Origin of the sequence: Micromonospora sp. WMMD882 (assembly GCF_027497255.1) — a bacterium.
Taxonomy (GTDB): Bacteria; Actinomycetota; Actinomycetes; order Mycobacteriales; family Micromonosporaceae; genus Micromonospora.
The window spans coordinates 204,327-228,054 of the sequence record NZ_CP114903.1; the positions used below are offsets into that span (position 1 = coordinate 204,327).

The 23,728-nt window shown below is 76.4% G+C and carries 17 protein-coding genes and 2 pseudogenes; 9 read left to right on the plus strand and 10 right to left on the minus strand.

Translation table 11 applies throughout. The annotated features are described in order from the left end of the window. Positions 1 to 8 precede the first annotated feature (8 nt). Complete coding sequence (locus O7606_RS00890) at positions 9 to 698, plus strand: CDP-alcohol phosphatidyltransferase family protein (protein ID WP_281597064.1); 690 nt, start codon at positions 9 to 11, stop codon at positions 696 to 698. Positions 699 to 809: 111 nt separating this feature from the next. Here O7606_RS00890 and crtI read toward each other — a convergent pair whose 3' ends face one another. The 6 genes and pseudogenes from crtI to O7606_RS00920 form a co-directional block, all read right to left on the minus strand. After that, positions 810 to 2,315 carry a phytoene desaturase family protein gene (gene crtI / locus O7606_RS00895; RefSeq protein WP_281597065.1) on the minus strand — a complete coding sequence of 502 codons (1,506 nt, stop codon included), beginning with the start codon at positions 2,313 to 2,315 and terminating at the stop codon, positions 810 to 812. A gap of 11 nt (positions 2,316 to 2,326) precedes the next feature. Then, positions 2,327 to 3,469 (minus strand): glycosyltransferase family 2 protein, encoded by a 1,143-nt coding sequence (locus tag O7606_RS00900; protein ID WP_281597066.1) that lies wholly within the window; start codon positions 3,467 to 3,469, stop codon positions 2,327 to 2,329. 116 nt (positions 3,470 to 3,585) lie between these two features. Further along, positions 3,586 to 4,350 (minus strand): annotated as a pseudogene (locus tag O7606_RS00905) (carotenoid biosynthesis protein); the annotation flags it as partial. Positions 4,351 to 4,601: 251 nt separating this feature from the next. Further along, positions 4,602 to 5,147, minus strand: a pseudogene (locus O7606_RS00910) (GNAT family N-acetyltransferase); the annotation flags it as partial. Then, the gene (locus O7606_RS00915; protein WP_281597067.1) at positions 5,144 to 5,902 is read right to left on the minus strand and encodes a monooxygenase; all 759 of its coding nucleotides are present in this window, start codon (positions 5,900 to 5,902) and stop codon (positions 5,144 to 5,146) included. The pseudogene O7606_RS00910 and the gene O7606_RS00915, both read right to left, overlap by 4 nt. A gap of 128 nt (positions 5,903 to 6,030) precedes the next feature. Next, complete coding sequence (locus O7606_RS00920) at positions 6,031 to 7,002, minus strand: EamA family transporter (protein ID WP_281597068.1); 972 nt, start codon at positions 7,000 to 7,002, stop codon at positions 6,031 to 6,033. A gap of 430 nt (positions 7,003 to 7,432) precedes the next feature. Between O7606_RS00920 and O7606_RS00925 the strand changes: the two genes are divergently transcribed. From O7606_RS00925 to O7606_RS00940, 4 genes are all read left to right on the plus strand, one after another. Further along, complete coding sequence (locus tag O7606_RS00925; protein WP_281597069.1) at positions 7,433 to 7,882, plus strand: SAV_6107 family HEPN domain-containing protein; 450 nt, start codon at positions 7,433 to 7,435, stop codon at positions 7,880 to 7,882. Between the two features lie 96 nt (positions 7,883 to 7,978). Then, complete coding sequence (locus O7606_RS00930) at positions 7,979 to 8,716, plus strand: hypothetical protein (protein WP_281597070.1); 738 nt, start codon at positions 7,979 to 7,981, stop codon at positions 8,714 to 8,716. Further along, positions 8,713 to 10,647, plus strand: coding sequence for a DNA polymerase Y family protein (locus O7606_RS00935; protein ID WP_281597071.1), 1,935 nt, complete (start codon positions 8,713 to 8,715; stop codon positions 10,645 to 10,647). Before O7606_RS00930 ends, O7606_RS00935 begins: the two co-directional genes overlap by 4 nt. A 42-nt stretch (positions 10,648 to 10,689) precedes the next feature. After that, positions 10,690 to 14,043, plus strand: a complete 3,354-nt coding sequence (locus O7606_RS00940) for an error-prone DNA polymerase (RefSeq protein WP_281597072.1) — start codon at positions 10,690 to 10,692, stop codon at positions 14,041 to 14,043. Positions 14,044 to 14,193: 150 nt separating this feature from the next. Here the strand turns inward: O7606_RS00940 and O7606_RS00945 are convergent, their stop codons facing one another. Further along, complete coding sequence (locus O7606_RS00945) at positions 14,194 to 14,913, minus strand: sulfite exporter TauE/SafE family protein (protein WP_281597073.1); 720 nt, start codon at positions 14,911 to 14,913, stop codon at positions 14,194 to 14,196. 181 nt (positions 14,914 to 15,094) lie between these two features. On the opposite strand from O7606_RS00945, the gene O7606_RS00950 reads away from it, so the two are divergent. From O7606_RS00950 to O7606_RS00965, 4 genes are all read left to right on the plus strand, one after another. Continuing rightward, positions 15,095 to 15,277: a hypothetical protein gene (locus O7606_RS00950; protein WP_281597074.1), complete on the plus strand. Its 183-nt coding sequence runs from the start codon at positions 15,095 to 15,097 to the stop codon at positions 15,275 to 15,277. A gap of 91 nt (positions 15,278 to 15,368) precedes the next feature. Next, a complete protein-coding gene (locus O7606_RS00955) occupies positions 15,369 to 16,175 on the plus strand; it encodes a methyltransferase domain-containing protein (protein WP_281597075.1) in 807 nt (268 codons plus the stop codon). Between the two features lie 61 nt (positions 16,176 to 16,236). Continuing rightward, on the plus strand, positions 16,237 to 17,496 hold the full coding sequence (locus O7606_RS00960) for a DNA polymerase IV (protein WP_281597076.1): 1,260 nt from the start codon (positions 16,237 to 16,239) through the stop codon (positions 17,494 to 17,496). Positions 17,497 to 17,611: 115 nt separating this feature from the next. Then, entirely contained in the window at positions 17,612 to 18,034 is a 423-nt protein-coding gene (locus O7606_RS00965; protein WP_281597077.1) for a DUF3040 domain-containing protein, read from the plus strand. 706 nt (positions 18,035 to 18,740) lie between these two features. On the opposite strand, the gene O7606_RS00970 is transcribed toward O7606_RS00965, so the two are convergent. The 3 genes from O7606_RS00970 to O7606_RS00980 are packed head-to-tail and all read right to left on the minus strand — an operon-like array spanning position 18,741 to position 23,583. Further along, entirely contained in the window at positions 18,741 to 21,218 is a 2,478-nt protein-coding gene (locus tag O7606_RS00970) for a transglutaminaseTgpA domain-containing protein (RefSeq protein ID WP_281597078.1), read from the minus strand. Positions 21,219 to 21,228: 10 nt separating this feature from the next. Further along, positions 21,229 to 22,527: a DUF58 domain-containing protein gene (locus O7606_RS00975; protein ID WP_281597079.1), complete on the minus strand. Its 1,299-nt coding sequence runs from the start codon at positions 22,525 to 22,527 to the stop codon at positions 21,229 to 21,231. Positions 22,528 to 22,530: 3 nt separating this feature from the next. Continuing rightward, complete coding sequence (locus tag O7606_RS00980; protein ID WP_281597081.1) at positions 22,531 to 23,583, minus strand: MoxR family ATPase; 1,053 nt, start codon at positions 23,581 to 23,583, stop codon at positions 22,531 to 22,533. Between the last annotated feature and the right edge of the window lie 145 nt (positions 23,584 to 23,728).

Consider the following 23,728-nt stretch of genomic DNA (forward strand, 5'->3'; position numbering starts at 1 on the left):
GTTGATCCGTGGTGGGCACACAGCTGAACTGGGACGACTACGCGACCGCCTGGGCCCGGCTGCACGGTGGCTTCGATCCCCGGGTGGCGGCCCCGGTGGTACGCGGCTGGCTGCGGTTCGCCTACCACGTCGGTTTCGTGCTGGGCCGGCTGCGGGTCGGCCCGACCGCGGTGACCGTCGCCGGGGTGCTGCTCTGCTTCTGCGTGCCGCTGCTGGCCACCCGTCCCGGCGACGGCCCGTTCCTCGGCGCGTTCTTCGTCCTGCTCGCCTCGGTGGCGGACAGCGTGGACGGCGCGGTCGCGGTCGTCACCGGTCGCACCACCCGGCTCGGCTACGTCTACGACTCGGTGGCCGACCGGCTCGGCGAGATCGCCTGGCTACTGGCGTTCTGGCTGCTGGGAGCGCCGGGCGCGCTGGTGGTGGCCGGCGGGGCGTTGTCCTGGCTGCACGAGTACGTCCGCGCCCGCGCGGTCTCCGCCGGCATGCGGGAGATCGGCGCGGTCACCGTGGGGGAGCGGCCCACCCGGGTGAGCGTGGCGCTGGTCGGGCTGCTGGTGGCCGGGCTGGCCGGGCTGATCCGCCCCGAGCTGACCGCCGGCGCCGTCACCCTGGCCACCGCCGTCTGGGTGCTGCTGGCCGGGTTCGGGCTGGGGCAGCTCCTGGCCGCCGTCCGCCGTGCCCTGCTGCACGCCGACTGAGCCGTCGTCCGCCGTGCCCTGCTGCACGCCGACTGAGCCGCCGTCCGCCGTGCCCTGCTGCGCGCGCCACTGAGCGGGCGGCGGCGCGCCAGGGGATCAGCCCGGGCGAGGTCAGGCCGGGCCGACCCGGTCGGCGACGATGCGGGCGGAGAGGGTGACCATGGGCAGGCCGCCGCCCGGGTGGGTGGAGCCGCCCACCAGGTGCACCCCGTGCGCCGGGGCACGGTTCGCCGGCCGGAGCAGCCCGCCGGCCGTCCCGTAGATCGCCCCGCCCGGGGCGGCGGTGGCGGCGGCCAGGTCGGCGGGGGTGTGGATCTCCCGGAACAGCAGCCGGTCCCGTACGTCGACGCCGCGTTCGGCGAGCACGTCGAGGATCCGGTCCGCGTACGCCTCGGCGAGCCCCGGCCGACGCCAGTCCACCGCCGTCGCGGCGGCGCCGTGCCGGGCCGCGTTGACCAGCACGAACCACGCCTCGTGGTCGACGGGGCGCACCAACGGGTCGTCGGCCACGGTGACGAAGACCGTCGGGTCGGCGGCCGGACGGGCCCGTACCCCCCGCCCCGGGTCGCCGAACACCGCGTCGAACTCGGCGTCGTAGTCGTCGGGGAAGAAGACCGTGTGATGGGCCGCCCCGGTCGTGCCGCGCACCCCGAGCAGCAGCACGAACCCGGCCAGGCTGCGGTCGGCGAGCCCGGCCAGCCGGCCCGGGCTGGGCAGCAGGTCCCGGTAGAGGGTCAGCGCGTCCACGTTCGCCACCACCACGTCGGCGGGGACGGGCGCGGCGACGCCGTCGAGGCGTACCCCGTGGACCCGGCCGCCGGCCGCGTCGATCCGGGTGACCGTGACGCCGGTCTGCACCACCACGCCCAGGTCCAGGCAGCGGGACAGCAGCGCGTCGGCGAGCGTGCCCAGCCCGCCGCGCAGGTACCAGCCCCCGAAGGCCAGCTCGGCGTAGGGGACGGCGACCAGCGCGGCCGGGGCGCGACGCGGGTCCGCGCCGGTGTAGGTGGCGTACCGGTCGAGCAGCATCCGCAGCCGCGGGTCGCCCAGGTGCCGCCGGCCCAGCCCGCGCAGGGTACGGCCGGGCGCGATCGCGGCGAGGTCGCCCAGCCGCCAGGCCAGCGACGCCAGGTCCCGGGGCGAGTCGATCGGCCGGCGCAGGATGTCCCGCCAGGAGGCGTCCCAGACCCGGCCGGCGCGCCGCCACAGGCCCCGCCAGTCGGCGGCGGCACGTTCACCGAACGCCGCGCCGATCCGCTCGGCGAACTCCACCGGGTCGGCGCAGGAGTCCAGGGCGACCCCGGCGCGGGCCCCGGCCGGGTCACCCGCCGGGAAGACGTGCCGGACGATCGGGTCGAGCGGGACCACGTCGAGGTACTCGTCGAGTTTCGCGCCGGTGGCCTCGAACAGCTCGGTGAACACCTCGGGGAGGGTGAGCAGGCTCGGCCCGGTGTCGAAGTGGAACGCGCCGGCCGGGGTGTCGCGCACGTGCCGGCCGAGCTTGCCGCCGACCGTGTCGGCGCGTTCGAAGAGGGTGACCTCGTGTCCCGCGGCGGCCAGCCGGGCGGCGGCGGCCAGCCCACCGACCCCGGCGCCGACGACCACAACCCGAGCCATGGCGAGCCCTCCTAGCCGACCGGGCGACCGCGCCAGGAGAGGCGGCGTCGCTTTCGCAGATGGTACGACCGGATAGTCAGCCAACCGAGGACCACGACCGACGCGGGGTGGGCGAGCGCGTCGGGCCACCACCGACCGCCGGTCGCCCGGGCGGTGACCACCCGCCCGGCCACGCCGAGCAGGTAGCCGGCGAACCCGAGCAGCGCCAGCGGCGTCGCCCCGGCGACCAGGGCGGCGACCGCGACCACCACCGGCGCGACGTAGAGCAGGCCCAGCAGGGCGAGCACGGCCGCCGCCGCGGCCGGATGCCCGAACGAGGCCCACAGCGACTTGGTGTAGCCGTCCCGCAGTTGCGGCCAGTCCTCGTACATCCGGCAGGCGGCCAGCCGGGAGCCGTCGGCCAGGGCGATCCGTCCGCCGGCCCGCTTGACCGCACGGGCCAGCTCGACGTCCTCCAGCACCCGGTCCCGCACCGCGGCGTGCCCGCCGGCCGCGTCGTACCCGGCCCGGTCCACCACCAGGAACTGCCCGCCGGCGGCGGCCAGCGACGGCCGCGTCGAGCGCTCCATCGCCCGCAGCGGCAGGAAGGTCAACCACAACCACTGCAACAGCGGCTGCGCCAGCCGGTCGGCCGCCGTCGCCACCAGGATCCTCGGGTACGGCGACAGCAGCGTCACCCGGGCGGCGCGCAGCTCGGCCACGGCCGAGGCCACCGCGTACGGGGCGAGGACCACGTCGGCGTCGACGAAGACCAGGACCCCGGCCGCCGGATCGGCCCGCCGGGCGAGCTGGTGGCAGGCGTGCGGCTTGCCCAGCCAACCCGGCGGCAGGGCGTCCGCCCCGGTCAGCAGGGTGACCCGGGGGTCGCCGCCGGCCACGGCGCGCACCACGTCGGCGGTGCCGTCGCCGGAGCCGTCGTCGAGCACCACGATCCGCAGGCCGGGCACGCCGCGCTGGGCCAGCAGCGCCCGCAGGCACGGGGTGACCCGGGCCGCCTCGTCGCGCAGCGGCAGCAGCGCCGCCACCGGCTCGGTGACGTCGGCCGGGCGCGTGGTGGGGCGGCGCAGCCACCGACCCGCGTTGACCAGGGTGTGCCCGGTCAGCGCGCCGAGCACGGCCAGGACGGCCAGCGCGCCGGCGACCGTCGCGGTCATGCCGTGGTGTCCACCGGCCGGGTCTGCGGTCCCGGGCCGCCGTCCCCGCCCCGGCGGCTGCCGTCGTCCCGGCCGTTCCCGCCGTCGTGTCGGGGGTCGCCGTCGTGCCGGTCGTCGCTCCGGCGTCGGAGGGCGCCGCGCAGCAGGGTGACGGTCAGCGGCGCCGCCGCTACCGCCATGCCGGCCGCCCCCCACAGCGCCGAGGCGGGCAGGTCGAGGAAGACCGCGTGGGCGAGCACGCTGGAGAAGTACGTCCACAGGTACAGCGCGTACATCGGCTGGTCGGCGGGGCCGGTCCCGGCGACGGCCGGACCGGCCAGCGGACGCAGCAGGCTCGTCAGCAGCACCCCGAACAGCAGCCAGCCGAGATAGTTGGTGACCGGGATGCCGGGCAGGCCGGGCAGGGCCGGGACGGCGTCACGCCAACGCCAGTACCCCTCGGCGACCATCTGCGGATCGAGGAAGAGATCCCAGGCGGCCAGGCCGACGGCGGCCAGCGCGATCCGCCCGACGCCGGGGCGGACCAGCCGGACCGCGGTGAGCCACGCCGGCCAGGCCATCCAGGTCCAGGCCAGGGGGATGACCAGCGGCACTCCGGCGAGCTTCGGCCCCAGCTCGCCGGAGTAGTCGTAGGTGCCGAACGGGAAACCGGTCGCCACCCCCAGCGCCTCGATCGCGAAGCCGCCGCCGGTGGCGACCGCGACCAGCGCCGCCGCCGTCCGGGGCCCCCGGGTGAGCAGGGCGTGGCTCACCGAGAGGAGGTACCCGAGGACGACCGTGGCCACGGTCAGCGCGGCTCGGGCGCCCCCGCCGGTCAACGGGTAGCCGATCTGCGCGAGCACCAGCGCCGCGAACAACGCCCAGGGCGTACGGCGGGCCAGCGCCGTGTACCCACGGGGGTGGGCGGCGGCCGGGGCGGGACGGCGCGGGTCGACGCCGGCGGGCCGTTCGCCGGTCACGACGCTGGCGGCCCGGCGACCGCCGGCGGCCCGGCGGTGGCGGCGCTGGCCGGGTCGGCGGTGGCGCTGGCCGGGTCGGCGGTGGCGCTGGCCGGGTCGGCGGTGGCGCTGGCCGGGTCGGCGGTGGCGCGGGTGGCGCTGGCGGGCGCGGCGCCGGCGGGCGGCGGGGTGGTGCTCGGCGGGGGCAGCGGGAGGGTCCGGCCGAGCACGCCGAACGCGCGTTCGTCGCCCGGGAAGTGGAAGTCACGCAGCAGGTCGACGAAGCCGAACCGGCGGTAGAGCCGCCAGGCGCGGGAACGCTGCTCGTCGGCCTCCGGCGTGGACAGCAGGGTGGTGCCCCCCTCGGCCATGGTGAGCAGCGCCCGGAGCTGCCCCGCGCCGAGGCCGTGCCCCTGGGCGGTCGGCCGGACGTGCAGCTCCACCACCTCGAAGCAGTCGGTGAGCCAGATCCGGCGCTGCGCCGGGGCGAGGGCCCGGGCGACCTGGTCGTGCCACCACTGGCCGGGCATGCCGAGGTAGCCGTACCCGAAACCGGCCAGGTGGCCGTCCCGGGTCAGGCTGGCGACCGCGCGGAAGCCCGGCCGGCGGACGTGGGTGGCGATGTAGCCGCGCCGGGACTCCAGCAGGTCCGGGCGGTACCCCATCGCCTCGCCGTAGACGGCGACCACGTCGTCCAACCGCCGGACGAGATCGTCCGGTGTCCACCGCACCAACCTCATGCGCGTCCGCCTTCCACCGTCTCCGTGTCGCCGTCAGCGGTCCAGCCCAGCACCGTCCGGTCACCGACCACGGCGGTCACCTCGAACCGGGCGAACAGCTCCTCCGCGTACCAGCTCTCGGCAGGGGTGCGGGCGATCGCGGCCCGGTGCTCGGGGTGACGGTACGCGAACGCGACCAGGCTCGCCGGGTCACGCCACAGACTGACCGTGCCCTGCCAACCGAGCGGGGCCTCGCCGACCCCGAACCGGGCCAGCAGGCCCGGCGCCTCCCGCAGCGCGGCGGCCACCGGGGGGACCGCCCGCCAGAAGGTGACCGCCCGGCGGGGCCGCAGCCGGGCCCGGGTCAGCGCCAGCACCGGCCCGGCCACCCGACCGCCCGCCGGGTCGCCGAAGGGCCGCCGCCCGGACCACTCGCCCCGGCTGGCCACCGGCCGCAGGTCGAGCCGGACGGCGGACCGGGCCAGCCGGGCCCAGGACCGACCGACCGGTGCGTCGTCGAAGCCGGCCGCCGCGTCCGCCGACTCCCACACGGTCAGCGCCGCCCAGCGGGTCGGGTCGACGTCGTCCGGGCCGAAACCGACGCCCGTGCCGGTGCCGAGCAGCTTGCCGAAACGTACGCCGTCGGTGGCGCGCAGCCGGCGCGGGCCGAACGCCATCCGGGGCAGCACCCGGGGCAGGTCGGCCCGGCGCACCCGCCAGACGTGCAGGGTGACCAGCTCGGGCACGCGCTCCGGGCCGGTGGTCGCCCCGGTCACGCCACCCCGACGGTCGCCTCGACGGCGCTGTGCGCGCCAGGCGTCGCCCGTACGGTGGGATGTGGTCGCATGCCGGCCATTGTTCCTGGTCCGCCTCGGCGGGGCACCCCCGGGCACGCTTGGCGCGCTCAGGTCCGGGAGGGGACCGGTCCCACCACCTCGGGCGGCGCGGGGTGAGCCGTCCCGGCGGGGGCGACCCGGGCGGTCTCGGCCAGGGCCACCCCGACCAGCACCAAAGCGCCGCCGGTGAGCTGGGCGGGGTTGAGGGCCTCGGTCGCGCCCAGGGCCACCCAGGCCACCGCCGAGGCGAGCACCGGCTCGACCATGCCGACGATCCCGACGCTCGTCGCCGGCAGGTGCCGCATCGCCCCGGCCACCAGCAGGTACGGCGCCACCGAGCCGAGCAGCACCACGTACCCGAGCAGCGCCACCACGGGCACGCCCTGACTGGAGTCGCCGAGCGGCGTCCAGTCGCCGACCCCGGTGACCACCCGGGTGAGCAGGCCGGCCACCGCGGCGGCCCCGAACGCCCAGGTGCAGAGCGAGACGGTGTCCCGCTTCTCGACCCCGCGCGCGCCGAGCAGGTAGTACAGCGCGAGGAAGAGCGCCGCGCCGAGCCCGGCCAGCACGCCGAGGCCGTCGAGCTTCGGATCGCCCCAGACCTCGGCGACGCAGGCCAGACCGACCAGGCTCAACGCCAGCCCGGCCCAGAGCCGGGAGCGCACCGGCTGCCGTTGGCCGAAGCGGGCCCAGAGGGCGACCAGCAGCGGAGCGGAGTACTCGAAGAGCAGGCCGATGCCGACCGGCAGTCGGGAGATGGCGACGAAGTAGAGCATCGGCACCAGGAAGAAGCCGGTCAGCCCGTACCCGACCAGCAGCGGGATCTGCCGGGCGGTGACCCGCAGCCGACGCGGCCCGGGGCGCAGCAGCAGGCTCAGCGCCAGCAGGACGCCGAACGCCCCGATCGCCCGCAGCAGGGTGAGCTGTGGCGCGTCGACGCCGGCGCGGAGCACCAGCTTGGAGACGGTGCCGTTGACCGCGAAGAGCGCCCCTGAGGCGAGCACCATGACGATGCCGAGGGCGGGGCGGGGAGAGATCACGCCGGTGAGGGTATCGAGTCGACGGGCCAGGTCACACGTTGCGTTTTTCCCGGCGGCAGGGTGTACTGTCAGCAGTGGTTAGAACGGGTGTTCGATAGATCGGACGCCGGTTCCCACCCAGCCTGGGAGGGTGTTTCGCGGCTCCACTCCCAGCGAGGTGCGGTTCCGCGGACCGCACCGGGCGCCGGGCAGTCGCGAGCCCGGTCCCGTCAGGCGGGTTCGTCGCCCGCCGCCCACGACCCCCGGGCGGCGGGCGACGAACCCGCCGGTCACGCCGGCCGGGTGTGGTGTGGGGAAGCGTCCACACCCGGCCGGCCGCACCGGGTGCGTCTTCCTCCGCACCACCAGACCAGCGGCGGTGTCTCCGGGTGGATCCCCAGATCCGTTCCGGGTCACGCGGCCGTCCCGGCGACGCGGAGGAGACAGTCCCATGCCGTCCCATCCGGCACCGGCACCCACGGTGCCCGCGCACATGCTGCCGCACCGCACCCCCACCCAGTTGCTCGCCGTGGCCCGCCGCGGCCTGGTCGAGGCCGCCCAGACCCGTCCCGACGGGCTGCGTTACGCCGCCGCCCACCTCGCGGCGCTGCGCGCGGCGGCGGCCCTGCTGGCCGCCCGGGCCCGGCCCGCCCCCGCCCGGCGTAACCGGATCACCAGCGTCTGGGTCCTGCTCACCGGCGTCGCCCCCGAGTTGGGCGAGTGGGCGACCTTCTTCGCCGCCGGCGCCGGCCGGCGGGCCGCCGCCGAGGCCGGCATCCCCCGGGTGGTCACCGCCCGCGAGGCCGACGACCTGCTCCGGGCCGCCGAGCAGTTCGTCCTGGTGGTGGAGACGACGCTCGGCCTGCCGCACCAGCCGGCCCTCGACGGGCTCGCCGCCTGACCGCGCCGCGCCCGTCGGGCCCGTCCCGGCCACTCACCACCGATTCCGGTACGACGACACGTGATCCAGGTACGACGACACGACGGGGAGCTGTCCATGGCGGGCCGTATGGTGGTCGGCTCCGCCGCGCTGGCCGGGCTGGTCCGGCCGGCGAGCGCGCCTGACCCGGCGGGCGTCGACCGGGTGCTGCCGGTCCGCTCCGAGCTGACCGGGCTGCTGCCCCACCGGGGGCTGCGCCGGGGCAGCACGATCTCGGTCGCCACCGGTCGACCCCGGCGGGGCGGCGGGACGTCCCTGATGCTGGCGCTGCTCGCCGAGGCGTCCCGGGCCGGCTCCTGGTGCGCCGTGGTGGGAGTGCCGACCTTCGGGGCCGGCGCGGCGGCCGAGGCCGGTCTCGCCCTGGACCGGCTCGCCCTGGTGCCCCATCCCGGCCCGGAGTGGGCCACCGTGGTCGCCGCCCTGATCGACGGGGTGGACGTGGTGGTCGTCGCGGTCCCGGGCACGGTCTCCGCCTCGGTCGCCAGTCGGCTGGCCGCCCGCGCCCGGCAGCGCGGCTGCGTGCTCGTCCCGTACGGCCGGTGGGCGGGCGCGGACGTCACGTTGCAGGTGGTCCGCGGGGCGTGGGAGGGCCTCGGGCCGGGGCGGGGCCGGCTCCGGCGACGCGAGGTCACCGTCTCCGCGCGGGGGCGGGGCGCGGCGGCCCGCCCGAAGGAGGTCACCGTCTGGCTGCCCGGTGACGACCTCACCCGGATCGTTCCCCGGGCGGCGACAGCCGCCCGCCCCGCCGTCGGGGCGCCCCGACGGGCCGCGTTGGCCCTGGTCGGGCCGGCATGACCCGGACCCTGCTGCTCTGGTGCCCGGACTGGCCGGTGATCGCCGCCGAGATCGTCGACGGGGTGCCCGCCGTCGGGCCGGTCGCCGTCCTGCGCGCCAACCGGGTGGTCGCCTGCTCGGCGCGGGCCCGCGCCGACGGGGTCCGTCGTGGCCTGCGCAAACGGGAGGCACAGGGGCGCTGCCCCGACCTGGCTGTGGTCGACTACGACCCGGCCCGGGACGCCCGGGCCTTCGAGCCGGTGGTGGCCGCGGTCGAGGAGCTGGCCGCCGGGGTGGAGGTGGTCCGGCCCGGGGTCTGCGCGGTGGCGGTCCGCGGCCCGGCCCGGTACTTCGGCGGTGAGGAGGCGGCGGCCGAGCGGATCATCGAGCACGTCGCCCAGGAGTGCGCGGTGGAGAGCCAGGTCGGCGTCGCCGACGGTGTCTTCGCCGCCGGGCTGGCCGCGCGTACCGGCCGGGTGGTGCCGCCGGGCGGCACACCGGGGTTCCTGGCCGCGCTGCCGGTCGGGGCGCTCGGCCGTCCCGCCCTGGTCGATCTGCTACGCCGGCTCGGTATCCGGACGCTTGGTGACTTCGCCGGGCTGCCCGTCGGGGACGTGCTGGCCCGGTTCGGGTTCGACGCGGCCCTGGCCCACCGGCTGGCCGCCGGGCGGGACGACCGGCCGCTCGCCGTCCGGCAGCCGCCCGCCGACCTGACCGTCCGCGCCGACTACGACGAGCCGCTCGACCGGGTCGACGCCGCCGCGTTCGCCGCCCGGGTGCTGGCCGAGCGGCTGCACGACCGGTTGACCGGGTACGGCCTGGCCTGCACCCGGCTCGGCGTGGAGGCGGTCACCGCGCACGGCCAGGAGCTGCACCGGGTCTGGCGGCACGACGGGCTGCTCACCGCCGCCGCCATCGCCGACCGGCTCCGCTGGCAGCTCGACGGCTGGCTCACCGGCGTCGCCGGCCGCCCCGGGAGCACCCGACCGGCCCGCCCGACCGCCGGCATCATCCGGTTGCGGCTGATCCCCGACGGGGTGCTCGCCCAGGCCGGCCTGCAACCCGGTCTCTGGGGATCCACCGGCGAGGAACGGGACCGGGCGCACCGGGCGCTGAGCCGGGTGCAGGGCCTGCTCGGCCCGGAGTCGGTGGTGACCGCGGTGCTCGGCGGCGGCCGTTCGCCCGCCGACCAGACGCGCCTGGTGCCGTGGGGCGACGAACGCCTCCCGGCGCGCCCCGGCGACCCGCGTTGGCCCGCCGCCGACCCCTCCCGGCCCGCCGCCGACCCCTCCCGGCCCGCCGCCGACCCCTCCCGGCCCGCCGCCGACCCCTCCCGGCCCGCCGCCGACCCCTCCCGGCCCGCCGCCGACCCCTCCCGGCCCGCCGCCGACCCCTCCCGGCCCGCCGTCGACGCCGCCCGGCCCGTCGCCGACCCCTCCCGGCCCGTCATCGAGCCCGCCCGGCCCGTCGCCGACCACTCCCGACCTGCCGTCGACGCCGCCCGGCCCGCCGTCGACCAGCCGCCGTCGGTCGCGTCATCCGGGCCGGGGCGGCTGTCCCCGTCCGCGCCGTCCGGGGTCGGAGGGTCGTCCGGGTCGGCGCGGAGCCGGGCGTCCCCGCCGTCGCCGCCCTGGCCGGGGCGGCTGCCGCCGCCCGCGCCGGCCGTGGTGCTGCCCGCGCCGCTGGCCGCGACGGTGTGCGACGCCGCCGGCGAGCCGGTCGGGGTCAGCGCCCGCCTCCAGCTCACCGCGCCGCCGGCCCGGCTGGCCGTCGGCGCCGCCGCGCCGGCGGAGATCGTCGGCTGGGCGGGGCCCTGGCCGGTCGACGAACGCTGGTGGGCGCCGGCCGAGGCCTGCCGGCGGGCCCGGTTCCAGGTCGGCCTGGCCGACGGCACCGCCCTGCTGCTGGCCGTCGAGTCCGGCCGGTGGTTGCTGGAGGCGATCTATGACTGAGCCGGTCGGGGTCACGACCATCCCGGGAAGCGGGGCGCGGCGGTGAGTTTCCACAATCCCGGGGTGCCGTGGCGGGAGCTGGAGCAGGTGCTCTCCGGACGGCCCGGCGACGGGCGGCGGCACCTGCACGTGGTGGACCCGCTCACGGTCGACGCCGACGGCGGGGACGCCCCGGCCTGGACCCGTAGCCGTCCCGGCTACACGCCACCCGAGCTGTCCCGCCCCGGCGACGTCGTGCCGTACGCCGAGCTGCACGCGCACACCAACTTCAGCTTCCTCGACGGGGCCAGCCACCCGGAGGAGCTGGCCGAGGAGGCGGCCCGGCTCGGGCTCACCGCGCTGGCCGTCACCGACCACGACGGCTTCTACGGGGTGGTCCGGTTCGCCGAGGCGGCCCGCGCGCTGCGGTTGCCCACCGTGGTCGGCGCGGAGCTCTCCCTCGACCTGCCCGGCCCGCAGGGCGGCGAGCCGGACCCGCTCGGCGCGCACCTGCTGCTGCTCGCGCACGGCCCCGAGGGGTACGCCCGGCTGGCCGCCACCATCTCCCGGGCCCAGTTGCGCGGCGGCGAGAAGGGCCGCCCGGTCTACGGTGAGCTGGAGCAGGTCGCCGAGGAGCTGCGCGACCACGTGCTGGTGCTCACCGGCTGCCGCAAGGGGCACGTGCCGGCGGCGCTGCTCACCGCCGGCGTCGCCGCCGCCGCCCGGGAGCTGGACCGGCTGACCGCCCTGTTCGGCGCGGAGACGGTCGCGGTGGAGCTGACCGACCACGGGCACCCGGTCGACGCCGACCGCAACGACGCGCTCGCCGAGCTGGCCGCCGCCGCCGGGCTGCCCACGGTCGCCACGAACAACGTGCACTACGCGACGCCGGGGCGGCGTCGGCTGGCCACCGCGTTGGCCGCCGTCCGGGCCCGGCGCAGCCTGGACGAGATCGACGGCTGGCTGCCCGCCGCCGGCACGGCGCACCTGCGCGGCGGCGCGGAGATGGCGGCCCGGTTCGCCGGCTACCCGGGGGCGGTGGCCCGGGCCGCCGAGTTCGGCCGGGAGCTGGCCTTCGACCTCCAACTCGTCGCGCCGAGGCTGCCGGCGTACCCGGTGCCGGCCGGGCACACCGAGATGAGCTGGCTGCGGCAGCTCACCGCGCGGGGCGCGCGGGAACGCTACGGCCCGCCGGAGGCGCACCCCGAGGCGTACGCGCAGCTCGACCACGAGCTGGGCATGATCGAGGCGCTGGGCTTCCCCGGCTACTTCCTGGTGGTCTACGACATCGTCGCGTTCTGCCGCGAGCAGGGCATCTACTGCCAGGGCCGGGGGTCGGCGGCCAACTCGGCGGTCTGTTACGCGCTGCGGATCACCAACGTGGACGCCGTCCGGCACCGGCTGCTGTTCGAGCGGTTCCTCGCCCCGGAACGCGACGGCCCGCCCGACATCGACGTGGACATCGAGTCCGGCCGGCGCGAGGAGGTCATCCAGCACGTCTACGCCCGGTACGGCCGGGAGCACACCGCCCAGGTCGCCAACGTCGTCTCGTACCGGCCCCGCTCGGCGGTGCGGGACGTGGCGAAGGCGTTCGGCTACTCCACCGGCCAGCAGGACGCCTGGAGCAAACAGATCGACAGGTGGGGCACGGTCGCCGCGGTCGACGTCGAGGAGATCCCCGAGCAGGTGGTCGCGTACGCCAACGAGCTCCAGACCTTTCCCCGGCACCTGGGCATCCACTCCGGCGGCATGGTGATCTGCGACCGGCCGGTGATCGAGGTGTGCCCGGTGGAGTGGGGGCGGATGCCCGGCCGCAGCGTCCTCCAGTGGGACAAGGACGACTGCGCCGCCGTCGGCCTGGTCAAGTTCGACCTGCTCGGGCTGGGCATGCTGTCGGCCCTGCACCTCGGGTACGACCTGATCGGCGCGACCCTCGACCTGGGCGACATGTCGCTGGACGACCCCGAGGTGTACGACATGCTCTGCCGGGCCGACTCGGTGGGGGTGTTCCAGGTGGAGAGCCGGGCCCAGATGGCCACCCTGCCGAGGCTGAAGCCCCGCGAGTTCTACGACCTGGTGGTGGAGGTGGCGTTGATCCGTCCCGGCCCGATCCAGGGCGGCTCGGTGCACCCGTACATCCGGCGGCGTAACGGCCAGGAGCCGGTCACGTACCCGCATCCGTTGATGCGCAACGCCCTGGAGAAGACCCTCGGCGTGCCGCTGTTCCAGGAGCAGTTGATGCAACTCGCCATCGACCTGGCCGGGTTCGACGCGGCCGGGGCAGACCAGCTGCGCCGGGCGATGGGGGCGAAACGCTCGGCGGAGCGGATGGCCCGGATCGCCGACCGGCTCTACGCCGGGATGGCCGAGCGCGGCATCACCGGCGAGCTGGCCGACGACGTCTACCGCAAGCTCTCCGCCTTCGCCAGCTACGGCTTCCCGGAGAGCCACGCGATGAGCTTCGCCTACCTGGTGTACGCCAGCTCCTGGCTGAAGCGCTACCACCCGGGCCCGTTCCTGGCCGCCCTGCTCAACGCGCAACCGATGGGGTTCTACTCGCCGCAGACCCTGGTCGAGGACGCCCGCCGGCACGGGGTCGAGGTACGCCGTCCGGACGTCAACGCCAGCGGCGCGCAGGCCACCCTGGAGGCCACCCCGGCCACCCGGTGGGGGAGCGGGCCGGGCGAGCCGCCGCACGCCTGGGGACTGGGCGGCCCGGCCGTCCGGCTGGGCCTGTCGGGGGTGCGCACCCTCGGCGACGGGGTGGCCGAGCGGATCGAGGCCGAACGGGCGGCGCGTGGGCCGTACCGGGACATGCCGGACCTGGCCCGGCGGGTGGGTCTCACCGCCGCGCACCTGGAGGCGCTGGCCACCGCGGACGCCTTCGCCTGCTTCGGGCTGACCCGGCGGGAGGCGCTGTGGGCGGCCGGCGCGGCGGCCCAGGAGCGACCCGACCGGCTGCCCGGCACGGTCACCGGCGCGACCGCCCCCACCCTGCCCGGCATGGACGCGCTGGACCGCCTGGTCGCCGACGTGTGGGCGACCGGACTCTCCCCGGAGAGCCACCCGGCCCGGTTCCTGCGGGAGCGGCTGGAGGCCCTCGGCGCGCTGCCGATCGCCCGGCTCGGCCGGGTCGAGCCGGGTCGGCGGGTCCGGGTCGGCGGAATCGTTACCCACCGGCAGCGGCCGGCGACGGCCGGCGGGGTGACCTTCCTGAACCTGGAGGACGAGACCGGCATGCTCAACGTCACCTGCTCGCCGGGGCTGTGGCAACGGCACCGGCGGGTGGCGAAGACCAGCGCCGCCCTGCTGGTCCGGGGCGTCCTGCGCCGGCACGAGGGGGTCACCAGCCTCACCGCCGACCGCCTCGACCCGGTCGACGCCCCGGTAACCCCCACCTCCCGCGACTTCCGCTGACCAGGCCACCGTCGACCAGGCCCACCGCCCGGAGCGGTCACCGGCGCGGCAGTTCCGTGAAGTGGGGGCGTCGCGAGCCGGGAAGAGCCCGTTCTCCAGGATCTGGGGCGGGACCGCCGGTCCGGGGCGGGACCCGCCCCGGACCGGCGGTCAGGCCGTGGCGGCGGCCAGCGCGACGCCCGCGCTGCCCAGCAGTCCGAGCAGGACGATCCGGCGGAACACCGTCGGGCTGAGCCGGTCGAAGACGAGGTTCCCCAGCCACCAGCCCAGCGGCACCGCCGGCAGGGCGACCAGGCTCAGCCGCAGCGCCTGCGCGTCGATCCGGCCGATGGCGGCGAACCCGGCCAGCGCGACCAGACCCACCCCGGAGAAGATCGCGGCGAGGGTGGCCCGGAAGGTCCGCGGGTCGTACCCGAGGGAGTGGAACGCGGCGACCAGCGGCGGCCCGTTGGTGCCGGTGGCGGTGGTGAGCACGCCGACGAGCGCCCCCACCGCGCCGAGCCCGAGCGCGCCGGCGCGGATCCGGATACCGGACCAGACCAGCGCGACGCAGCCCGTCACCACCACCGCGATCACGGCGCTGAGCAGGCGCTCCGGAAAGGTGGCGAGGACCAGCAGGCCGACCGGGAGGCCGAGCAGCGCGGCGCCGGTCAGCACCCCGGCGGTCCGCCACCGGACGTGCGCCCGGTCGCGGGCGGTGGCGGTCAGCGTCAGCCCGATGTCGGTGAGCGCGGTCACCACCACGGCGGTGACCGGATCGGTGGCGGCGGTCAGCAACGGCACGGTGACCATCGCGTACCCGAAGCCGCTGACCGTCTGGGCGAACGAGCCGAGCAGCACGACCCCGAAGGCGATGATCAGCAACAGCACCCGCTGAGGGTGCCGCACCGCCGTCCCCCGGGCAAACCCGTCGGGAGACCGGACTGGGAGACCGGACGCGATGTGAGACGGACAACGGATGTGACGGGAAGAACAGACCGGCCGTGACGCGTTTGCCCTTGGCGAGCCGTGGAGAAACCCCGGCCGCCGATCTCTTCCACGAGGGGGACCAATGACGATCCGCCACGCGTACCAGGCAGTCGCCAACGACCGACGGACCCGGTTGGGCGCGGGCTGGGCGCCCAGCCACCACGACGAGCCGCGTGAGTACCACCTCGTCGACGGGCCGGTGGCGAACGCCCGGCGGGCGCGCGCGAAGGACGACGTCGCTCCGGCCGGGGCCACCGCCGCCTGAGCCTGACCGGGAGGGTCCCGCGTCCGGCGGTGCCCTCCCGGCAGCGCCCCGCGTCCGGCGGTGCCCTCCCGGCAGCGCCCGACGACTGGGCGTGACTAGGCTCGACCGGGTGGAGCAGACACGAGGTCGGTTCGCCGGGCCGCCACTGACCCCCCGTACCGCCGTCATCTGGTCGGTGCTCCGCGCCGAGCTGGCACGTCGCGGCGACGCGGAGCTGACCGTGCTGGACGTTGGCGGCGGCACCGGCGGGTTCGCCGTCCCGCTCGCCCGGGCCGGGCACCGGGTGACCGTGGTCGACGCCAGCCCGGACGCGCTCGCCGCGCTGACCCGCCGGGCCGCCGAAGCCGGCGTCGGCGACCGGGTGCACGCCGTGCAGGGCGACGCCGACGCGCTCGCCGGGCTGGTCCCGCCGGGCAGCGTCGACCTGGCGCTCTGCCACGCCGTCCTGGAGGTGGTGGACGACCCGACGCCCGTGGTGGCCGCGTTGACGGCCGTGCTGCGCCCCGGCGGCGCGGTGAGCGTCCTGGTCGCCGGGCGGGCCGCCGCGGTGCTCGGTCGGGCCATGAACGGCCACCTCACCGCCGCCGCCGCGCTCGCCGCCGACCCGGCCGGGGCCGCCGGGCCCCGGGACACGCTGCGTCGACGCTACGACGCCGACAGCGCCGCCGCGCTGCTGGGCGCCGCCGGCCTCACCGTCGAGGAGACCCACGGGGTACGCGTCCTGGCCGACCTGCTCCCGGCGGCGGTCGCGGACGGCGCGCCGGCCGCCCTGGTGGAGCTGGAACGGGCGCTCGCCGGGCGTCCGCCGTACCGTGACCTGGCCGCCCAGTTGCACCTGTTCGCCCGCCGACCGGCGGGGGAGGGGCCCGCCGACGCGCCCGTGCCGCCGCCGGCCTGACGACCGTCGCGCCGCCGGCGGTCCGGGGCTGACTGTCGTACCCGGCGGTTAGCCTGCGGGGATGGGTCGTAGTCAGTCGTTGCCGCGCGGCGGTGATCCGCGTTTCGGCCCGGACTCCGACGACACCGGCTGTCCGATCCTGCACGTCGACATGGACGCGTTCTTCGCCTCGGTCGAGGTCCGCCGCCGCCCCGAGCTGCGCGGCCGGCCTGTCGTGGTCGGCGGGGTCGGCCCGCGCGGCGTGGTCTCCTCGGCCAGCTACCCCGCCCGCCGGTACGGCGTCCGTAGCGCCATGCCGACCGCGCGGGCCCGGTCGCTCTGCCCGCACGCGGTGTTCCTCCCGCCGGACTTCGCCGCCTACCGGGCCGCCTCCGAGGCGGTGATGCGGATCTTCCGGGACGTCACCCCGCTGGTCGAGCCGCTCTCGTTGGACGAGGCGTTCCTCGACGTGGCGGGCGCGCGGCGGCTGTTCGGCCGGCCCGCCGAGATCGCCCGGTCGATCCGCGACCGGGTGGCCCGCGAGCAGGAGCTGACCTGCTCGGTCGGGGTGGCGTCGACGAAGTTCGTGGCCAAGCTCGGCTCGACCCGGGCCAAACCCGACGGGCTGCTCGTCGTCCCCGCGGCCCGGGTGCTGGAGTTCCTGCGTCCGTTGCCGGTGGCCGCCCTGTGGGGGGTCGGTGACCGGTCCGCCGAGACGCTGCGCCGCCTCGGTCTGACCACCGTCGGCGATCTCGCCGAGGCGCCGCCGGGCATGCTCCGCCGGGCCGTCGGCGAGGCCGCCGCCGCGCACCTGCGGGAGCTGGCCCACGGGCGGGACCCCCGGCGGGTCAGCCCCGAGCACGTCGAGAAGTCGATCGGGGCGGAGGTCACGTTCGACACCGACGTCACCGACCCGCAGGAGATCCGTCGGGCGCTGCTGGCCCTGGCCGAGAAGGTCGGCGTCCGGCTGCGCCGGGCCGGCCAGGTGGGCCGCACGGTGTCGCTCAAGGTGCGGTTGGCCGATTTCACCACGCTCAGCCGGGCCCGCACGGTCGGCGTCCCGACAGACGTGGCCCGGGAGATGTTCGACACGGTCTGGGCGCTCTACTCCGCTCTCGGCCCCGCGCAGCCGGTCCGTCTGGTCGGGGTGCGTGCCGAGGGGCTCAGCGACGCCGGAGCCACGCCGCGGCAGTTGGCGCTGGGCGAGCCGGAGCGCGGGTGGCGCGAGGCGGAGGCGGCGGCGGACGCGGCGGCTGCCCGTTTCGGGCGGTCCGTCATAGGTCCGGCCAGTCTTCTGGAGTGCCGAGACGGCCGTCGACGTGAAAATCCACCCCGGCCATAGGTCGTCCCGCTTTCCGACGCGCGGGGCCCCTCGTAGACTGGCGGGTAAGCAGTCGGTTGGCTGCCACGGTCTGTCGGTCCGAGCGGGCCGACCAACGTGACCGGGGAGGAGTGCCGTGCCGCTCTCGGAGCACGAGCAGCGGCTGTTCGAGCAGATCGAGCGGTCGCTTGCCGAGGACCCCAAATTCGCCTCGGCCGTGCGCGCCAGCGACCCGCGTTTCCATGCGCGGCGTCGTCTGCTCGTCGCTGCTGGGCTGATCATCGCTGGTCTGGCCCTTTTGGTCTACGGTGCGGTGATCAAGACTCCGCCACTCGCGGTGGCGGGTTTCGTGGTGATGTTGGCCTCGGCGGCGTTCGCGGTGCAGTCGCACCGCCGGGCGCAGTCACCCGACCTGCACGTGGTGGGTGGCACCACCAGCGCCGGTGGCGGCAGCGCCCGTCGCCGTTCCCGGGGCGGTGGACGTGGCAGCGGCCGGCGGTCGTCACTGTTCGACCGGCTGGAGGACCGTTGGCGGCAGCGCCCGGAGGGCCATCGCTGACGACAACGCCCGCGCAGACCCACGCCTGCCAACCATGGCGACGCCCGTCGGTAGCGGCGACGCCTGCCGGCCCTGACGACGCCTGCCGCTAGCGGCGACGCCCGCCGGCGATGACGGCCTGCCCGTGCCCGGCCGGCGATGACGGCCTGCCCGTGCCCGGCCGGCGATGACGGCCTGCCCGTGCCCGGCCGGCGATGACGGCCTGCCCGTGCCCGGCCGGCGATGACGGCCTGCCCGTGCCCGGCCGGCGATGACGGCCTGCCCGTGCCCGGCCGGCGATGACGGCCTGCCCGTGCCCGGCCGGCGATGACGGCCTGCCCGTGCCCGGCCGGCGATGACGGCCTGCCCGTGCCCGGCCGGCCATGACGGCCTGCCCGTGCCCGGCTCCGTATCCAGGAAATCGCGCGGTCGCCTGCGGAGGAAAGGCCATCTTCAGGGATGTGGAGCCGGGGCAGGGTCGGGTGGGGCGCCGGCCCGACGGCCAGGTGACCGGCGGACGGGCGCGGCGGGTAGGCGGCCGACGGTGGGTGGGCGGCCGACGGTGGGTGGGCGGCCGACGGTGGGTGGGCGGCCGACGGTGGGCGTTGCGGCCCGGCGGCGTGCGGCCGACGGTGGGCGTTGCGGCCCGGCGGCGTGCGGCCGACGGCGGGTGGGCGGCCGACGGTGTGCCGGCGGTCAGGTCGGGACCGGGCGGGACCGGGGTCGGTCAGCGGGCCGGTCGGCCGGCCAGCAGTCGTCGGGGGTTCCAGCGCAGCAGGCGGGTCCGGAGCCGACCGGTCGCCGTCACCAGGCGGGTCGACGTGTCCGTGAGGGCGGTACGCCAGCGCAGCAGCACCGACGGCGGCAACGTGGTCGCGACGAACCGGGTCCGGCGGTCGGCCTGCGCGCCCAGGGCGCGGCGGACCGTGCCGAGGGCCCCCGGCAGCTCCCCGCCGGCCAACGGATCCCGCGCGTAGCGGGCCCGCTCCTCGGCCCGGCCGAGCAGCCGGGCCGCCGAGGCGGCCGGGTCGTCCTGCGCGAGAGCCTCCCTGGCCAGCCGCTCGGCGGTCGCCCGGGGCGTCTCGGTGCGGTCCACCCGTACCCGGTAGTCGAGCAGGGTGTCGAGCAGCTCGTTCCACGCGGCGTGGGCCAACGCGCGGGCCTGGTCGGCGTCCGCGCCGAGGATCACCATCCGGCCGGCCGAGTCGTCCGAGCCGACGGCCCCGGCCACCGTCGGCGTGACCGGCGCGGCGGGTGGCGGAGCGCTGCGCCGCCGCCGCAGGGCCACCCGTCGCAGCGCCGGCAGGGCCAGCAGCCCCAGCAGGACGAGGATGCCGGCCGCCGTCCACCACGGCCACGCCGGGGCCTGCCGCGTCGGGGCGTCCGCGTTGGGGACCAACCCCTCGTCGATGTTGCGGTCGGGGTCGTCCGGGCCGGTCGGGCCGGACGACGGGTCTGCCCCGCCGGGCAGCGGCGTGGCCCCGGCGGAGGGGGCGCTCGGATCGGGCGCGTCGATGTCCGGCGCCCAGTCCGACCGGGTGTTGCCCGGCACCCCGTACGCCGGGGTGGCGTCGAACGGCACCCAGCCGAACCCGTCGAAGTAGACCTCGGTCCAGGCGTGCAGGTTCCGGTTGGTCAGGACGTAGCTGTCCTCGTCCCGGCTGGTGCCGTTGGTGAAGCCGAACGCCACCCGGGCCGGGATGCCGGCCGCCCGGACCATCCAGGCCATCGCGGCGGCGTACTGCTGGCAGAAGCCGACCTTGTTGGTCAGGAAGTCGACGATGTCCTTGCCGCTGGTGCCGCCCTCGGTGCGCAGCGAGTAGCTGAACCCGTTGGACACCGAAAAGTGGTCGTAGATCGCCCGGACCCGGTCGTAGTCGTTGTCCTCGTCCGCGACGAGGCCGTCGACCAGATCGTCCACCTCGGGGGCCTGCGGGGTGTCGGTGAGCCGCTGCACCAACCCGTCGTCGGGGGGCAGGGACTCCGCCCGGCGCAGCAGCTCGGGGGTGTAGCGGGCGCGCACGTAGTCGAACTCGTACCGCTTGCCCCGGGAGCTCTCCCGCTTGGAGAAGACGACCTGGAGGTTCGAGTCGTAGAGCCAGTTGCCGTTGAGACCGTCGACCCGCACCGGATCGGCGTAGACCGGCATCAACCGCATGTCGAGATCGTCGGTGACCTCCACCCGGGCCTGGTAGCGCCGGTGCCGGACGTCGTCGTCGACCTCGCGGGTCGGGTCGGGCAGGTCCCGGTCGACCGGCCGGCCGGCGGGGTTGCGGACCCGGAACCCGTCCGGGCGCAGCTCGTCGGCCACGCCGAAACGCAGATAGAACGGGTCGGGCTCGTTGGTGGTGACCTTCACCAGGTCGGCCACCTCGGACTGGTTGAGCTGCCCGCTGAGCGCGGCGAACAGGTCCACCCGGCCGGAGTTGCCGCCGACCCCGGTGCCGCCGGCGCCGTTGCCGGTGCCCTGATGCAGGCGGTCCAGCAGCCCGCTGGTCATACCCGGCACGGCCAGCGGCACGAGCACCGCGGCGACCACCCCGACCACGGCCAGCCGCCGGCCGGCGCTGGCCAGCGGGGACGACTCCCACACGTCGACGTCGCGGCCGTCACCGGTGAACCGGCGACCGAACCGGCGCACCCGGTCGATGTTGTCGCTGACCAGCAGCCACAGGTAGCCGGCCGCGCCGATCACGAACGGCACCGGGGGAACGCTGTCGACGTACACGGCGACCGGCACCGAGTAGATGGCGAGCATGGGCAGCCCGGCCAGGGCCGGTCGGCGCAGCCCGACGACGAGCAGGTCGACCAGCACCGCCACCGAGCCGACCCCGAGCACGGTGATGAACAGCAGGGGCTCGGTGTCGGGCACCTTGACCCCGTACGAGCGCATGTCCTGTACCGAGCCGCCGACCAGCTCACCGAAGTAGCCGAGGGTGGTCGGGGTGGGCAGCACGCCGGCGAGCTCGCCGCCGCCGGGGAACATCCAGGTCAGCGCGAGCAGCAGCCCGGCCGTCATGCCCAGCGCCTGCCCCCACAGCGGGGCCCGGACCATCCGCAGCAGCGCGGCCACCCCGGCCACCACCGCGACGGCGATGGTGGCCTGGACCAGCCACGTCCAACGCTGGAAGATCGCCGACAGGGGCGCGGCGGCCAGCAGCGTGGCCACCGCCGCCACCAGCCCGAGACTGCGGTTCGCGATCACTGGAGTCCCCTCATTTGACGCCCCCGGCCACCGTCTCGGCGAGCGCGGCCCGCAGGGCGAAACCCTGCGAGCCGCGGGCGGCCTGCGGCCAGAGCGCCGGAAGCTGGCTGCCGTGGTCGACACCGATCACCCGCCACCCGCTCTGCAGCAGGGCGAGCGCGGCGGTGGCGTGCGCCTGCTCGGCCTCGGCCCGGGCCTTGGCCGGCAGGTTCAGCCAGGTCGAGCTGTCCAACAGGAAGGCCACGCAGGTGGCCCCGTTGGCGCGCAACGCGGCCAGCAATTCGGCCTCGGCGGTGCCCAGCGCGCCGAGCACCGCGATGATCAGCCCGCCGTCGGAGCGCTGGCGGACCCGTTCGACCAGGGAGGCGAGCTCGCCGCGCTGGTCGAGCCGGACCTCGGCGAGGTGGTCGAGGAGGACGCCGTCCCCGGCGACCTCGGTGGCGTCCACGTCCGCCCCGGAGCCGGTGACCAGGCGCAGCTTGTAGCCGGCCTGCCGCAGGTGGGTGGCGATGCTCGCGGTGGCCGACACCGCCCACTCGAAGCTCGCCGTCGGCCCGTCGCCCCGGTGGCCGTACGCGCGGGTGTCCAGCACCACCGTGGCGCGGCTCTCCCACGGCTGCTCCTCGCGGCGCACCATCAGCTCGCCGGTGCGGGCGGTGGACTTCCAGTGCACCCGGCGCAGGTCGTCACCCATCCGGTACTCCCGGGTCGCCGCGTCGTCCTCGCCGTGCACCGCCACCGAGCGGGCCCGGCTGTCGCCGCTGCCGGCGTACTCGCCGGGGAGCCGGATCGACGGCAGGGCGGTGACCTGCGGGATCACCGTGAGCCGGTCGGTGCTGGGGAAGGCCCGGCTCAGCTCGCAGAGCCCGAACGGGTCGGTCATCCGGACGCCGAGCGGCCCCACCTCGTACCGGCCGCGCACGTCGGCGCGGACCGTGTACGCCACCGAGCTGGCCTGGTAGCCGCCGAGGCGCTCCAGCACCACCCGGGGGCGGCTGCCCAGCGCGTAGGGCAGGCGGTCCTCCAGCAGCAGCGTGCCGGTGGGCAGGCGGGACATGTTCTGCAGGCGCAGCACCACCCGGGAGCTGGCCCCGACCGGGGCCCGGTGCGGATCCAGCGAGCGCACGCAGGCCAGCTTGTAGCGGCTGCGCCCGACGTAGGCGGCGGCGAGCAGCGGCAGCACGGCCAGCAGCACCGCCACCCGGAGGAGGTCCCGCTCGCCGAGGATGACCGCCGAGATCGCCGCGGCGACCGCGGCGGCCAGGAACGACCGTCCCCGGGTGGTCAGCCCGCGCAGCCCGTCGCGCACGCCTCACCGCCTCCGGGGCTCGTACGCGGAGTGGCCGTTGTCCGTCGTCGGCCGGGTGTCGTAGGGCGAGCGTCGACGCTCCTGCGGCACGGGCAGCCGGTGCACCAGCTCGGAGACGATCGCGTCGGTGGTGCGCCGGGCCAGTTGGGCGTCGGCGGTCGGGATGATCCGGTGCGCGAGCACCGGCACCGCTAGGGCCTGCAGGTCGTCGGGGAGGACGTAGTCGCGGCCCTCCAGCGCGGCGACCGCGCGGGAGGTGCGCAGCAGTTGCAGCGTGGCCCGGGGGGACGCGCCAAGCCGCAGGTCGGGGGCTTCCCGGGTGGCGGTCACCAGGTCGATCGCGTACTGCTTGACCGCGTCGGCGACGTGCACCTCGCGGACCGTGGCGATGAGTTGCCGGACGATCGCCGCGTCGCAGACCGGACGCAGCTCGCGCAGCGGGTCGACGGCGCCGTGCCCGTCGAGCATGGCCAGCTCGGCGTCGGGGCCGGGGTAACCCATGGCGATCCGGGCGGTGAACCGGTCCCGCTGCGCCTCGGGCAGCGGGTACGTCCCCTCCATCTCGATCGGGTTCTGGGTGGCGATCACCATGAACGGGGTCTGGAGCTGGTAGGTGACGCCGTCGACGGTGACCTGCCGCTCCTCCATGCACTCCAACAGGGCGGACTGGGTCTTCGGGGAGGCCCGGTTGATCTCGTCGCCGACGACCAGGTTGGCGAAGACCGCGCCGGGCCGGAACTCGAAGTCGTGCGTCTCCTGGTTGTAGACGCTGACCCCGGTCACGTCGCTGGGCAGCAGGTCGGGGGTGAACTGGATGCGCCGTACCGAGCAGTCGATGGATCGGGCGAGCGCCTTCGCGAGCTTGGTCTTGCCGACGCCGGGGACGTCCTCGATGAGCAGGTGCCCCTCGGCGAGCAGGACGGCGAGGGCGAGCCGCACGGTCGCCGTCTTACCCTCGATGACCTGCTGGATGTTGGTGACGATGGCTTCGCTGGCGGCGTGGAACTCGTCGTGCGGCAGGACGCCACCCACCTCGTCCCAGGTCTGTTGTGTCAACGGGTCTCCTCCTCGTCGCCTGACGGCCGCCCTGTAGAGAGCACCTGGACCCGCCGTGGGGTTCGCGCCGTGCGAGCCTCGTCCGCCGCAGGAACAACTGCCATCTCAGGCTAACCATGATTCCCGCTTCCGCCGAACGCGGCAG